The organism is Novosphingobium arvoryzae, assembly GCF_014652615.1.
Lineage (GTDB): Bacteria > Pseudomonadota > Alphaproteobacteria > Sphingomonadales > Sphingomonadaceae > Novosphingobium > Novosphingobium arvoryzae.
Map to the genome: position 1 here is coordinate 289,921 of NZ_BMZD01000001.1, position 14,798 is coordinate 304,718.

Annotated in this window: 9 protein-coding genes; 1 reads left to right on the forward strand and 8 read right to left on the reverse strand. The window is 67.6% G+C overall.

What is annotated here, in order from left to right:
- The 4 genes from IE113_RS01425 to IE113_RS01440 form a co-directional block, all read right to left on the reverse strand.
- The gene (locus tag IE113_RS01425; protein ID WP_308430026.1) at positions 1–1,167 is read right to left on the reverse strand and encodes an L-lactate dehydrogenase; all 1,167 of its coding nucleotides are present in this window, start codon (positions 1,165–1,167) and stop codon (positions 1–3) included.
- Complete coding sequence (locus IE113_RS01430; protein ID WP_189538640.1) at positions 1,167–2,714, reverse strand: acetolactate synthase large subunit; 1,548 nt, start codon at positions 2,712–2,714, stop codon at positions 1,167–1,169. Before IE113_RS01430 ends, IE113_RS01425 begins: the two co-directional genes overlap by 1 nt.
- An 81-nt stretch (positions 2,715–2,795) precedes the next feature.
- A complete protein-coding gene (locus IE113_RS01435; protein WP_189538641.1) occupies positions 2,796–3,947 on the reverse strand; it encodes a CaiB/BaiF CoA transferase family protein in 1,152 nt (383 codons plus the stop codon).
- A 52-nt stretch (positions 3,948–3,999) separates the two neighbouring features.
- Positions 4,000–4,872, reverse strand: a complete 873-nt coding sequence (locus IE113_RS01440; protein ID WP_189538642.1) for an HpcH/HpaI aldolase/citrate lyase family protein — start codon at positions 4,870–4,872, stop codon at positions 4,000–4,002.
- Positions 4,873–5,110: 238 nt separating this feature from the next.
- Between IE113_RS01440 and IE113_RS01445 the strand changes: the two genes are divergently transcribed.
- On the forward strand, positions 5,111–8,593 hold the full coding sequence (locus IE113_RS01445; RefSeq protein WP_189538643.1) for an autotransporter domain-containing protein: 3,483 nt from the start codon (positions 5,111–5,113) through the stop codon (positions 8,591–8,593).
- Between the two features lie 69 nt (positions 8,594–8,662).
- Here the strand turns inward: IE113_RS01445 and glgX are convergent, their stop codons facing one another.
- Genes glgX through glgC form a run of 4 tightly spaced genes read right to left on the reverse strand, consistent with a single transcriptional unit; the run spans position 8,663 to position 14,782 of the window.
- Positions 8,663–10,432 carry a glycogen debranching protein GlgX gene (glgX, locus tag IE113_RS01450; protein ID WP_189538644.1) on the reverse strand — a complete coding sequence of 590 codons (1,770 nt, stop codon included), beginning with the start codon at positions 10,430–10,432 and terminating at the stop codon, positions 8,663–8,665.
- The gene (locus IE113_RS01455) at positions 10,429–12,060 is read right to left on the reverse strand and encodes an alpha-D-glucose phosphate-specific phosphoglucomutase (protein ID WP_189538645.1); all 1,632 of its coding nucleotides are present in this window, start codon (positions 12,058–12,060) and stop codon (positions 10,429–10,431) included. Before IE113_RS01455 ends, glgX begins: the two co-directional genes overlap by 4 nt.
- Complete coding sequence (gene glgA, locus IE113_RS01460; RefSeq protein WP_189538646.1) at positions 12,057–13,511, reverse strand: glycogen synthase GlgA; 1,455 nt, start codon at positions 13,509–13,511, stop codon at positions 12,057–12,059. The genes IE113_RS01455 and glgA overlap by 4 nt, the downstream gene beginning before the upstream one ends.
- A complete protein-coding gene (gene glgC / locus IE113_RS01465; protein WP_189538647.1) occupies positions 13,511–14,782 on the reverse strand; it encodes a glucose-1-phosphate adenylyltransferase in 1,272 nt (423 codons plus the stop codon). The genes glgA and glgC overlap by 1 nt, the downstream gene beginning before the upstream one ends.
- Positions 14,783–14,798: the final 16 nt, after the last annotated feature.

A 14,798-nucleotide genomic window follows, 5' to 3' on the forward strand; every position in this document is an offset into this window, starting at 1 on the left:
TCATTGCTCCAGCAGCGCGGCGCGGGTCACATCGCGGGCGTTGGGTATCCCCGTCAGCCCCAGTGCGGTGCGCATGTCCTGTTTGATCAGGCCCAGCATCCGCGTGAGTGCCGCCTCGCCTCCGGCGGCGAGCGCCATGACCCACGGCCGCCCGACCAGCGCGGCTTTTGCCCCCAGCGCCAGCGCGCGGACCAGATCCTGCCCGCTGCGAATGCCGCCATCGACCAGCAGCGTGGTCTGATCCCCCACCGCATCGGCAATGCGTGGCAGCATCGTGGCGGTGGAAGCCACCCCGTCCAGCTGGCGCCCGCCGTGGTTGGATACGATCAAGCCGTCCGCTCCCACGCGCACCGCATCGCGCGCGTCGGCAACGTCAAGGATGCCCTTCAGCACCAGCTTGCCCGGCCAGACCTGGCGCAGCCATTCGATGTCTGTCCAGGTGACCGAGGAATCGAACTGCGAGCCCGTCCAGTTGAGGTAATCGCGCGGGTTCTTCGATTGCTGGACATAGGGCGCGATGTTGCCGAACCCGTGCGGCCCGCCGCGCAGCCCCACGTCCACGGCCCAGCGCGGGTGGAGCATGTAGTCGATCACGCCAGAGCGCAGCCGCCCCCACGGACCCAGCCCGCCCGCCATGCCGTTGCGAATGTCGCGATAACGCGTGCCCAGCACGGCCAGGTCGATGGTGAACACCAGCGTATCGACCCCGTGCGCCGCCGCGCGGTTCAGGATATCCTGCACCACGCCCCGGTCCTTCAGCATATAGAGCTGGAACCAGAACGGGGTGGGCGAAACCTGGCTCACTTCCTCCATCGGGCAGATACCCACGGTGGAGAGGCAGAACGGAATGCCGGCCTTGTCCGCCGCGCGCTTGGCCTGCACTTCGCCGCGCCGCGCGGTCATCCCGCCCATGCCGACCGGGGCCAGCACCAGCGGCATCGCCAGCTTCTGCCCGAACAGCTCAACCGAAGTGTCCATGCGCGAGGCATCGACCAGCACTTTCTGGTTGAGCTGCACCGCTTCCCAATCGGCGGTGTTGCGCCGCAGGGTCACTTCCGCGCCCGCGCCGCCATCGATGTAATCGAACAGAAAGCGGGGGAGGCGCCGTTCCGCCACGCGCCGGAAATCATCGACCGAGGCGGGCAGCAAGTTGAGTGATTGGCCCATTACAGCAGCGCCTCGATCAGGCGCGGACCCTTGGCCGCGAGCGCATCGGCCAGCGCGGCGCGGAATTCCTCTGCCGTGGATACGCGCACGGCGGGAACGCCCATGCCCGTGGAAATTTCCGCCCAGTTGATTTCCGGGTGCTTCAGGTCGAGCATCGAGAGCGCCTTCGGCCCCGGATTCTGCACGCCCACGCGCATCAGTTCGATATTGAGGATCGCGTAGGAACCGTTGTTGAGCAGGATCGTGGTAACATCCAGTTGCTCGCGCGCCATCGTCCAGAGCGCCTGGTTGGTATACATGCCCGAGCCATCGGCTTGCAGCGCAATCACCTTGCGGTCCGGGCAGGCCACTGCCGCGCCGACCGCCAGCGGCAGGCCTTGCCCGATCGCGCCGCCGGTCAGCTGCAACCAGTCATGCTGCGCCGCGCCCGCACACATCGCGAAAGCCGCGCCGCCAGAGGTCGCGCTCTCGTCCGAGACGATGCAGTTTTCCGGCAGCAGTTCGGCCAAAATCGCGCCGAGGTTGGCGGAATTGAGCCGTCCGTCCTCTGCCGGGAAACGGGTCGGCGCCTGCACCAGCGCGGGCTCTGGCGGGGCGCCCAGCGTATCGGCAAGGCCGGTCAGCGCGCCCAGCGCATCCTCGCGCAGCGATGCCATGCGCACCAGCGCCGCGCCGGGCGGGGACAGGAAGCTGGGCTTGCCGGGATAGGCAAAGAACGACACCGGCGGTTCGGTGCCGACGAACACGATGGCCTTGAAATCGGCCAGATAGGCTTCGGCCATTTCCCCGAAATAAGGCAGCTTCTCCACCGCGACCCGGCCCGCGCCGCGCTGGTGGCGGGTGGCGAAGGTTTCGCAGACCAGCCGCGCGCCGGTGGCCGCCGCGATCCGCCCGGCCTGCACCAGCGCATCCTCGCGCAGCGCGCGGCCTCCCAGGAACAGGCACTTCGGCCCGTCCACTTCGCGCAGCGCGGCGGCGGCCTGGGCGATGGCTTCGGCGGGAACCTGCGCCGGCGCAGGCAGGGTGGGCGGGGCCACTGCCGCCGACCCTTCGGTCCAGGCGTGGTCCGCGGGCACGATCACCGTGGCGATCTTGCCCGGATAGCTTTGCGCGACGGCAAAGGCTTCGGCCCCGGCCTGCGCCAGATCGCGTTCCGACTGCGACACGCGGACCCAGTCCGACATCGGCCGCGCCACCCCGGCGGCGTCGGACGTCAGCGGGGCGTTGTAGTGCAGGTGATAGGTCGCGTGATCGCCGACCATGTTGATCACGGGCGAACCGGCGCGGCGTGCGTTGTGCAGGTTGGCCAGGCCATTGCCCAGCCCCGGCCCGAGGTGCAGCAGGGTAACGGCGGGCTTGTCGGCCATGCGGCCATAGCCATCCGCCGCGCCGGTCACCACGCCTTCGAACAGGCCCAGGATCGCGCGCATTCCCGGCGTCTGGTCGATCGCGGCAACCAGCTGCATTTCCGACGTGCCGGGATTGGCAAAGCAGACCTCCACCCCGCACAGTTTCAGCGTCTGGATAAAGGCTTCGGCCCCGTTCATGCTTGGCATCCTCTTGCAATGGTCCGCACGGCATCTGGCGCGCCGCGTTTGGCTGGCAGGTTGAAGACCTGCTGCTGTGAGTCAATCCCGGCCTTCAACCGCACTGCGGATTTCCGCGCCATGTTCATCGATGCCCGGCGGGAAACGCGGCGGGGTATAAGGCATGGCGCCGAACTTCAGCGGCTGGGGCACTTCGAAATAGGCGCCCTCGCTGGGGTGCTCACGGCGGCGGAAGAAGCCGGTGGCGATGAAGTGCGGATCGTCCATCACTTCGCCAAGATCGCGCACCGGCTGGGCCGGGATCTGCGCGGCGTGGCATCGCGCCACGACTTCGGCGGTGGTGAAGTTCGGGGTCAATGCGGCGATGTGCTGGTAGAGCTCCGCCGAATGCTCAAACCGTCCACGCGGCGTGGCGAAGCGCTCTGCCGTGATGAAGTCCGGGTCTTCCAGCAGCGTGAAGATCCGGTCCCAGGCATCGGGAGTATAGGCGACGATGCTGACCGCGCCGTCGCTGGTGGGAAAGGGCTGGCGATCGGGGTCGAGCTGGCGTTCATACCCCGCCGGGCCGGTGGGTGGATCGAAGGTCTGGTTGCCCAGGTGCTCCAGCATCATGAAGCTGGTGAACACTTCCAGCATCGGCACTTCCACGCGCTGGCCTTCGCCGGTGCGCTGGCGGTGGAACAGCGCGGCGAGGGTGGCATAGGCCGCATGCAGCCCGGCGACCTTGTCCGCGACCAGCGAGGGCAGATAGCGCGGCCGCGGATCGCCATCGACGCGCGGCAGCAGCGTGGCGGTTCCGCTCGCCGCCTGGATCACATCGTCATAGGCCTGCAGATCGGCATAGGGGCCGTCCTGTCCGAAGCCGACGCAGTGGACATAGATGATGTCGGGCCGCAGCGCGCGGACCGCATCGTAATCCAGCCCCAGCCGCTCCAGCGCCTTGCCTCGCACGTTGACCACCAGCACATCGGCATCGGCCAGCAGGCCGCGCATCACCGCGTTGTCGCCCTCGTCCTTCAGGTTCAGCGCGATCGAGCGCTTGCCCCGGTTGAGCGCCATGAACTGCGGCCCCATGCCCGGCGTCGCGGCGGGGATGCCGGCCCAGCGAAACGCATCGCCGATCCCGGGGCTTTCCACCTTGATCACGTCCGCGCCCAGATCGGCCAGCACCTGGGTGCAATAGGGGCCGAACACCACTGTCGTCAGGTCGATGACCTTGATCCCGTTCAGCATCGTCTCTTCCTTGGTTGGTCCCGCCGGTTTGCCCGGCCGGGCTGCTATCCGGTCAGGTTCTCGCCGCAATCTGCGCGGCGATGGCCAGCATTTGCCGGGCCTGCTCCAGATGGAGCAGCTCCACCATCTTGCCGTCCACCTTGATCGCACCCTTGCCCGCATTTTCGGGCTGGTCGAAGGCGGAAACCACGGTCTGCGCCCATGCCACTTCCGCCGCGCCGGGGGTGAAGACCGCGTTGCACGGCTCGATCTGGTCCGGGTGGATCAGGGTCTTGCCGTCAAACCCCCAGTCCAGCCCCTGTTCCGCCTCGGCCCGGAACACGGCCAGATCGCGGAACTCGTTGCACACCCCGTCCAGCACCGCCACGCCATGCGCGCGGGCGGCGGCGACAGTCAGCGTCAGGATCGGCAGGAACGGTGCGCGCCCTGGCGTCAGGCGCGCGCGCATTTCCTTGGCAAGGTCGTTCGTGCCCATCACGAACAGCGCCAGCCGGGTATCGGCGGCGCAGGCGGCGATGGCGTCCAGCTGGGCGACGCTGGCGCAGGTCTCGATCATCACCCACAGCTGCGTGTGCGGCGGCGCGGCGGCCAGCGCGGCGTCGCAAGCGCGGATGTCGGCGGGGCTGCTGACCTTGGGCACCAGCACCGCGTCCGGTCCGGCAGCGGTAATCGCGGCCAGATCCGCCGCGCCCCATTCGGTGCCAAGCGCATTGGCGCGGATCACCAGTTCGCGCTCTCCGAACCCGCCTTCGAACACGGCGGCAATGGCGGCCTCGCGCGCGGCGTCTTTCAGTTCCGGCGCGACCGCGTCTTCCAGATCGAGGATCACGACATCGCAGGGCAGGGTGCGGGCCTTGGCCAGGGCTTTCGCGTTGGAGGCGGGCAGATAGAGCGCGCTGCGGCGCGGGCGGCTGGCAAGGGTCATCGTGGCTCCGGCATCGGTTGCAGGACGCGACCCTAATCCGTCCCCGCGCCAGCGGGCAAGCGGGGAGCGCAATGCGCCGGTTTGTATGTGTCCTCTACTTTTACTGGGGTAACGAAGTGACAGTTTGAAGTAATTGTTGGAAATATTATTTCCACAGTACTTATTAGGGGTTCTCAATGTCAAATGACTGATGCATGACGCGCCACACCAAATTTTTTGTGGGGTTTCCATGCAGGATATGAAACTGAACCGTTCGCTCCGTCGTGCGGGCTGGCTTGCCTCGACCGCGTTGCTGTTTGCCGGCGCGCAAGCCGCGTTTGCCCAGGATGGCGCCGGCAAGATCGCGGCGACCGCGCCCGAAGCGCACGGCGCGGCGGGCCGGGTCGAAGCTACCGATCCCGAAGCGCAGGCCGGTCCCCGGATCGTCGCTGTCGATGCGGATCCCGAAATCCTGATCGCGAATCCGGGCACCCAGGTTACCGCGCGCGATACCACCAACATCACTGGCGTTGGCCAGATGGTGATCAACAACGGCAACGGCACGGTCGGGCTGTGCACCGGCACGCTGATCAATCCGCGCACGGTCATTTTCGCGGCGCACTGCGTCAACAGCCGCGCCGCCACCGCCTATGGCAACGCGTCGGGCGGCACGCCGATCATGTTCGGGTTCGAAGCCAACCTGCGCGCCGAAGCGCCGGGCGCGCCGGACGAGCTGATCCAGTGGCTGAGCGGTTCGCTGGCCGGCAAGACCAACCTTGTCTCGTCGGTCTACAACGTGAACCAGGTGGTCTATAACGACTTCTCGCTGGAACCGGCGGCAAACAGCTTCCTCTATGGCGACGTCGCGCTGGCCACGCTGGATACGCCGGCTGCCAATATTCCCACCTGGGCGCTGCTGTTTTCGCCGTTGCCCGATCCGGGCGCGATCGGCGCGGCGGGCACCGGCTATAACGTCGCGATTACAGGTTACGGCCGCAACGGCACCGGCACGGCCGGGTCCAGCGCCTCGATCGACTTCCGTCGCCGTTCGGCCGAAAACATGATCGGCGCGCTGACCGACCTCGACACGTTCGAACAGTTCCTGTTCGGTGAGCCGCCGTCGGGCCTCAAGCAGAACCTCTATTTCATGGACTTCGACGATCCGCTTCGGGGCACGCCCGGGGCCAGCATCTTCGATTTCAACGCGTTCCGCGATCCCGCCCGGATCAAGGACGGCAAGCCCAGCGAAGGGACCACGGCCAGCGGGGATTCCGGCGGTCCGCTGATCCTGCAGAACTTTGCCAAGCAGGTCGTGATCGGCGTGCTGTCGGGTGGTTACACCCGGTTCTTCAACGGCCAGCCCGCCAATGGCTATGGCACCGTCAGCTTCTACCAGCCGCTCTATCTCTATTGGGACTGGATCGCCGCCAACAACCCGTATCACTATGTCTCGGCCAAGTCGGGCGACGGTTCGTGGACCGACCCGAACCACTGGCTCACCACGCTGGACCCAGCCTACATGATCCTGTCGGGTGGCTCGCTGGTCAACGGTGTGCCGACCAAGCCGGGTGAGCAGAAGAACGGCACCAGCGGCGATTTCGGCCAGGCCTGCTTCGAATCCGCGGCATTCAATTCCTATGAGTGCCAGGATCTCGCCACCGGCGCGTTGGTCAACACGCGCCCGCCGGCGGCCACGACCGGCAACAACGCCGATACGGTCGCCATCGCTGAAAACAGCGCCGGCAGCCAGGGCATCGAAACCCGCGTGTTCAGCGAAGTCATGCTGGAAGCGCAGGAATCGGCAACCCCGGTCCTGCCGACGCCGACCCTGGCAAACGGGCTGCCGGGTGCGACCGGGTTCGTGCCCAACAACGTCGATCCCGTCCGCGCGACCGGCGCGCGCGGCCAGTATTACGATGTCACGCTCAGCGCCAACGGCACCACTACGCTGTCGGGCGCGAACGTCACGATCGACCGGCTGACCATCGGCACCGCCGGGGCCAACCTCGTCGTGGCGGGCGGTGCATCGCTGACCACGCTGATGGGTACCACCCAGTTCGCGGGCACCAACACCGTCAACGGCACGTTCACTTCGGTCGGCGATTACAGCCTGCTGGGCGGGGCGCTGTTCGGTTCGGGCCGGATCAACGCGCCGTTCGTGACCAGCGTCATGGGCCAGATCATCCCCGGCACCGCCAGCAGCGTCGGCACGCTGACGTTCGGTGGCAACCTGATCATGTCGTCGGCTACCGGCTATCTGGTCAACCTGGGGCCCAACGGCACGTCCGACCGCATCAGCGTGGTTGCCAACGGCTCCAGCGCCGGCGCGGCCAGCATCGGCGGCGCGCTGGGCATTACGCCGGTTGCCGGCACCACCGTGCGCTTTGGCGATCGCTACACGATCCTGTCGGCGGAAGGCGGCGTTTCGGGCACTTTCTCCAGCCCGGCCGCACTCAGCGCGATCCTGCGTCCGACCGCGATCTACAGCAGCAATGCGGTGCAGCTGCGGATCGATGCGGCCAGCTACGCCAGCGTCGTGTCGACCAGTTCGCCGGTGCAGGTGGCCTATGCCCAGCTGCTCGACGCCAACCGCGCGGTTGGCAACATGCCGGGCCTCTATGACGTGCTTGACCTCCAGTCGGCGGCGACCATCCGCACGGTGCTGGATTCGCTGGCCCCGCGCACGGAAACGCTGCGTTCGGCGATGGCAACGGTCGCGCTCGACAACAACTCGCGCCTGATCCGCCAGCGCCTGAACACGCTGGAGCCGGGCAGCCTGGGCGGCACGGTCGCCTATATCGGCCGTCCGGTGCAGACCCTGGCCTATGTGGGCAACCTCAACCGCGGCGTTCACCACTTCCAGGGCCCGGATGGCGGCATGGCCGAAACCCGCACGGCCGATGGTCGCCTGCCTGAAACGATGAGCGCGTTCCTGGCCGGTGGTTACCTCGACGGTGAAAGCCGCCCGATGGCCACCGCGCTGCCGCTGGGTGGCAACGACCAGTTCGACGGCTGGTACCTGGCTGGCGGGATCGAGGCGGAGATGGGCAGCAACGGCCTGATCGGCTTTGCGCTGTCCTATACCGACATCGACGGCAAGACCGGCGTCGCTGGCGGCGGCGTGCAGGGTCGCCTGATCCAGGGCACGTTCTATGCCAAGCAGTCGCTTGGGGTGCTCTATGGCGAAACCCAGCTGTCCGCCGGGCAGTTCCGCAGCGACACCACCCGCAACGGCAGCCTGCCGGGCAACACTTATACTCTGCGCTCGCAGGATGACGTGCTGGCCCTGGCTGCCGAAGTGAACCTGGGCGCCGAATTCGGCCAGTCGATCAAGTTCGGCCCGCGGGTTGGCGTGCGGGCCGGGTGGCTTGATTTCGGACGCTCGGTCGAATCGGGTGGCCCGACCGCGCTGGTCTATGACCGCTTTGCCGCCAAGAGCGTGCAGGGCCGGGCCGGGTTCGTCCTGAACGGCGTCGGCAAGATCCGTCCGACCGCTTCGGTCAACTATGTCCACGAATTCAACGACCAGCCGACCACGCTGGCCGCGCGGTTCGTGGGCGGGCTGGGCGGGGTCAACCCCGGCTTTGCCCTGGCCGGGTATGACAAGGACTGGTTCGAAGCCAGCGCCGGGCTGACTCTGGCGACCGGCAAGGTCGACCTGTCGGTCAGCGCCGATACCACCATCGGCCGCGACGATGTGAAGAACCAGGCCTACCGCGCGTCGGTGACGGTCCACTTCTGATCGCGCGCACACGCTGAAACCGGGGCGGGCCTTCCTCCAGTGCGGAGGGAGGCCCGCTCTCGTTTCCGGTCAGATCGCGGCGCTGCGTTCCGCGCGGCGAATGCGGAAATGCCGCGCGCCGCCGACGTGGTAATCGAACCCGTCGCTGGCCGGGTCTTCCCAATCGGCCACGGTCATCGCCGCGCCGGACGGGGCCAGCCATTCGCCCCCTTGCGGGAACTGCGCAAATTCCGCCCGCCGGGCGGCGCGCGCGGCGGACAGCGCGGCCACGTGGTCTTCCAGCGCGGTGTCGCGGCCCGCCCAGTCCAGCCAGAACGCGGCGTTGTCCTGGCAATAGGCGTTGTTGTTGCCGTGCTGGGTGCGGCCGAACTCATCCCCCGCCGTCAGCATCACCGTGCCGGTTGAAGCGAACAGCGTGCCGAGCATGGCGCGCAAGTCCTCCGCGCGGGCGGCGTTGACGCGGGGGTCATGGCTCGGTCCCTCGCAGCCGTGGTTCCAGCTGAAGTTCTCGCCGTGTCCGTCGCGGTTGTCCTCGCCATTGGCGTGGTTGTGGCGGTGCTCGTAGGCTACGCAGTCCGCCAGCGTGAAGCCATCGTGCGCGGCCAGAAAGTTCACGCTGCGGCAGTCCGGCCCGAACAGGTCCGCCGATCCTGCCAGCCGCGTCGCCAGCAGCCCTACCCCCACATCGCCGCGCCAGAACCGGCGGACGTCATCGCGGAAGCGGTCGTTCCATTCCAGCCAGTTCGCCGGGAACTGGCCCAGCTGATAGCCGCCGGGGCCGATGTCCCACGGTTCGGCAATCAGCACCCGGTCGGCCAGCCGGGGATCGGCGGCAAGCTCCGCAAAGAACGGCGCGGCTGGATCAAAGCCGGGGCCGCGCGCCAGAACCGGGGCCAGATCGAACCGGAACCCGTCCACCCCGCAGTGGCGCACAAAATGCCGCAGCGTCTCCAGCGCCAGTGCGCGCACGGCTGGATGGCCGAAGTTCAGCGTGTTGCCGCAGCCGGTATCGTTGATCAGCGCGCCATTCGGTTCATGCGCATAGGCGGCATTGTCCAGGCCGCGCAGCGACAGCACCGGGCCGTGGACGTCGCTCTCGCCGGTATGGTTCAGCACCAGATCGAGCAACACGCCGATCCCCGCCGCGTGGAGCGCCGCCACCGTCTCGCGCAGTTCCGCCACGCCGCCGGGGCAAAGCCGGGGATCGAGCGCCATCGGCGCGACCGGGTTATAGCCCCAGGCGTTGGTCAGCCCCAGCGGCGGCAGGTGCCGCTCATCGATCCACGCGGTGATCGGCATCAGCTCCACCGCGCTGACGTGCAGTTTTTGCAGGTGCGCGATCACCGACGGATGCGCCAGCGCCGCCACCGTTCCGCGCTGCGCCGCCGGGATATCCGGGTGCAGCATGGTGAAGGCGCGCACGTTGAGTTCATAGATCAGCCCGCCGCGCGCGAACCGGGGCGGGGCGGGCGGCACCACTGGCAACGCGCCCTGAACGACTGCGCGCGGGACGAGATCGGCCGTATCCGCGCCGTATTCAGACAGGCGCGGATCATAGGCGAAGCGGCGATCGAGTTCGATGGCATAGGGATCGACCAGCAGCTTCGCGGGATCGAACCAGCGCCCGCGTTCCGGTGCCCAATCGCCCGATGCGCGGTAGCCATAGTGCGTGCCGGACAGATCGCCGGGCACGGCGAGTGTCCAGTCATTGCCGTCGCGCGTCATCGGCAGGCGGGTCTCGGCGGTGCCATCGAACAGGCACACATCGACGGCGGCGGCGTGGGGGGAGCGGACGGTGAAGCGGGTTTCGCCCGCTGCGACCTTCGCGCCAAGGCTCATGTGATGACGTCGGGTGCGGTGCGGGCCGTGTGGCGGGTGATCCCGGCAATCGCTTCCGCCGCCGCGATCAGATCGGCCAGCATCACGCCGACGTCGGCGTCGAGATTGCCGTCCGCCGGTTCATACCGTTCCAGATAGACCCGCAGCGTCGCCCCTTCGGTGCCGGTGCCGGACAGGCGGAAGACGATCCGCGATCCGCCCTCGAACAGCACGCGCAGCCCCTGGTTGGCGCTGGTCGAGCCATCGACCGGGTCGAGGTAGGCAAAGCTGTCGGCCGCCGCCACGGTCAGCGGGCCGAACGCCTGCCCCGGCAGCGTCGGCAGCGCAGCGGTCAGGTCCGCGATCAGCGCATTGGCGGCCTCGGTCGGCAGCGCCTCGTAATCGTGGCGGGCGTAGTAGTTGCGCCCGAACTTCGCCCAATGCTCGCGCGCCAGCGCATCGACCGAGACGCCGCGCACGGCCAGAATGTTCAGCCACAGCAGCACCGCCCACAGCCCGTCCTTCTCGCGGACATGGTCCGATCCGGTCCCGGCGCTTTCCTCGCCGCAGATGGTGGCCATGCCGGCGTCGAGCAGGTTGCCGAAGAATTTCCAGCCGGTGGGTGTTTCAAACGCCGGGATGCCCAGCGCTGCCGCCACCCGGTCTGCCGCCGCGCTGGTCGGCATGGAGCGGGCAATGCCTTTGAGCCCGCCCGCGTAACCGGGGGCAAGGTGCGCGTTGGCCGCCAGCATCGCCAGCGAATCCGACGGGGTGATGAACCGGCCGCGCCCGATGATCAGGTTGCGGTCGCCGTCGCCGTCCGATGCCGCCCCGAAATCGGGGGCGGCGGGGCTCATCATCAGATTGTAGAGGTCCTTCGCGTGGACCAGGTTGGGATCGGGGTGATGCCCGCCGAAATCCTCCAGCGGCACGCCGTTGCGGACCGTCCCGGCGGGGAAGCCCAGCCGTCGTTCCAGGATTTCGGTCGCGTAAGGCCCGGTCACCGCGCTCATCGCGTCGAACGCCATCGTCAGCCCGCCCGCTACCGCCGCGCGGATCGCGGGGAAATCGAACAGGGTTTCCATCAGTGCGGCATAGTCCGCGACGGAATCGATCACTTCGACTGTCAGCCCGCCGACCTTTGCGGTGCCGATGGAATCGAGGTCGATGTCCGGCGTGTCTTCGGCCACCCAGCGGTCAATGGTTTGCGTGCGGGCATAGATCGCCTCGGTCACGGCTTCCGGCGCGGGGCCGCCGTTGGCGATGTTGTACTTGATGCCGAAGTCCTCATCCGGCCCGCCGGGGTTGTGGCTGGCCGACAGGATAAGCCCGCCGCTCGCCCCGTACTTGCGGATCACGTGGCTCGCCGCCGGGGTAGACAGGATGCCGCCCTGCCCCACCAGCACCCGGCCATAGCCGTTGGCGGCGGCCATGCGGATCACCTGCTGGATCACGGTGCGGTTGTAATAGCGCCCGTCACCGCCGACCACGAGAGTCGATCCGGGCGCGCGCTCCACCACGTCGAACACCGCCTGCACGAAGTTTTCGGCATAGCCCTGCTGGGCGAACACCCGCACTTTCTTGCGCAGGCCCGATGTGCCCGGCTTTTGCCCGTCATAAGGCGTGGTTGCGTGCGTGATTGCCGTCATTGCGTGCCTGTCAGTTCCCGATAGAGCGTGGCATAGGCAGCCCCGCTGTTGGTCCAGCTGAAATCGGCTTTCATGCCGTTTCTCTGCAGCATCTGCCACGCCCCCGGCGTGTGATAAAGCCGCATTGCGCGGTCAATCGCGCCAGTCAGCGCCCCATAATGAACGCCGGTGAATTGCACGCCGGTCGCCACCCCCGCGTTCAGCGCGGCAAGGTTCGCGTCGATCACGGTATCGGCCAGCCCGCCCGTGCGCGCCACCACCGGCACGCAGGCATAGGCGAGGCCGTAAAGCTGGGTCAGGCCGCAGGGTTCGAACCGGCTGGGGACCAGAATCGCGTCCCCGCCCGCCTGCATCCGGTGCGACAGCGCCTCGTCATAGCCGATCCGCACCGCGATCCGCCCCGGATGGCGCGCGGCGGCGGCGTGGAGGCCATCGACGATCGACTGGTCCCCGCTGCCCAGCAGCGCCAGCCGCCCGCCGCTTCCGGCGAGGTGGTCCAGCACTTCCAGCAGCACGTCGATACCCTTTTGCCAGGTCAGCCGGCTGACCACGACGAACAGTGGGCCGTCGCCGGGTTCAAGGGTGAACTCCGCCTCCAGCGCGCGCTTGTTCGCGGCCTTTTTTGCCAGCGTCCGTGCGGTAAAAGTCTGGGCGATGTGGGGGTCGGTCGCCGGGTTCCATTCGCCGGTGTCGATCCCGTTGACGATCCCGCGCACCCGTTCGCCCCGGCTCTGGATCAGGCCTTCCAGCCCCATCCCGAACTCCGCCTCGCGAATTTCGCGGGCATAAGTGGGGCTGACGGTGGTGATGACGCTGGCAGCTTCCATCCCCGCCTTGAGGAAGCCGACGCCGCCATAGCTTTCGACGCCGTCGATGCTCCACGCGGCGCGCGGCAGGCCGAGGCTGCCGAAGATGTCCGCGCCGAAATAGCCCTGGAACGCCATGTTGTGGATCGTCATGACCGACGGCACGGCCGCGCTGCCCGCCAGCGGGGCGAAACGCAGATAGGCCAGCGCCATCGCCGCCTGCCAGTCATGCGCGTGGACCAGATCGAAGCTGCGCCCCTTGACCAGCCCGCCGGCCAGATCGGCCGCGGCGCGCCCGAACGCGGCGAAGCGGCGCCAGTTGTCGGCCCAGTCCTGGCCGCCCGCATCGGCATAGGGGCTGCCCCCGCGCGCGAAGAACCCCGGCGCGTCGAGCACGATCAGCGGGGCCGCGCCCAACTGCCCCGCGATCAGCCGCGCGGGTTCGCCCAGCAGGCTGTCATAGCTGTGCAGCACCTTGCCGCGCTTCACCGCCGCCATGACCGAGGGGAATCCCGGCAGCAACGTCGTCATGGCCACGTCATGCGGCGCCAGCGCGCCGGGCAGGGCGCCCGCGACGTCAGCCAGCCCGCCGGTCTTGACCAGCGGGACGGCTTCGGAAGCGACGGAGAGGACAGATAACGGCATTACAGGTCCAGCTTGTCGATCATCGGCTGGGTGATCAGGCAGATGCCCTTGTCGGTGCGGCGGAACCGCTGCGCGTCCAGCACCGGATCCTCGCCCACGACCAGTCCCGGCGGAATCTTCACGCCCCGGTCCAGCACCACTTTCTTCAGCCGCGCGCCGCGGCCAATGTCGCACCAGGGGAGGATCACGGATTCCTCCACCCGGCTCCAGCTGCGGGCCAGCACGCTGGTGAACAGCAGGCTGCGGTTCACGTGCGCGCCGGAAATGATGCAGTTGCCCGATACCAGCGATGACACCGCCTCGCCCCGGCGGCCGTCCTCGTCGTGGACGAACTTGGCGGGCGGGACCATTTCGGCGTGCGACCAGATCGGCCAGTCGCGATCATACATGTCGAGCTGCGGGATGACCTGCGTCAGGTCGATGTTGGCCTCCCAATAGGCATCGACCGTGCCGACATCGCGCCAATAGACCCCGGTTTCATCCTTGCCGCGCACGCAGCTGTCGGCAAAGCGGTGCGCCACCGCCTTGCCGTGTTTCACCAGGTAGGGGATGATGTCCTTGCCGAAATCGCGGGTCGATTCCGGATCGGCGGCATCGCGTTCCAGTTGCTCGAACAGGAATCTCGTGGTGAACACGTAAATCCCCATCGACGCGAGCGAGACGTCCGGCTTGCCCGGCATCGCGGGTGGATCTTCGGGCTTTTCGACGAATTGCGTGATCCGGTCGTCCGCATCGACCGCCATGATGCCAAAGCCCTTGGCCTCGGCGCGGGGAACTTCCATGCAACCCACGGTTACGTCCGCGCCCTGGTTGACGTGCTGTTGCAGCATCAATTCGTAATCCATCTTGTAGATGTGATCGCCCGCCAGAATGACGATGTATTCCGGCCCGTGCCCTTCGATGATGTCGATGTTCTGATACACCGCATCGGCCGTGCCTTCGTACCACTGCGTTTCCGAAACGCGCTGCGAGGCGGGCAGGATGTCAAAGCTCTCGTTACGTTCAGGGCGGAAGAAGTTCCACCCGATCTGCAAGTGCCGGATCAGCGAGTGCGCCTTGTACTGTGTCGCCACGCCGATGCGGCGGATGCCGGAATTGAGCGCGTTGGACAGCGCGAAGTCGATGATCCGGGTCTTGCCGCCGAAATAGACCGCCGGCTTCGCGCGCCGGTCGGTCAGTTCCATCAACCGGCTGCCGCGCCCGCCGGCTAGGACATAGGCCATCGCATCGCGCGCCAGCGGCCGTGCCGGGGATGCCTGCCGTTTTGCCATCATCGTCGTCGTCTCC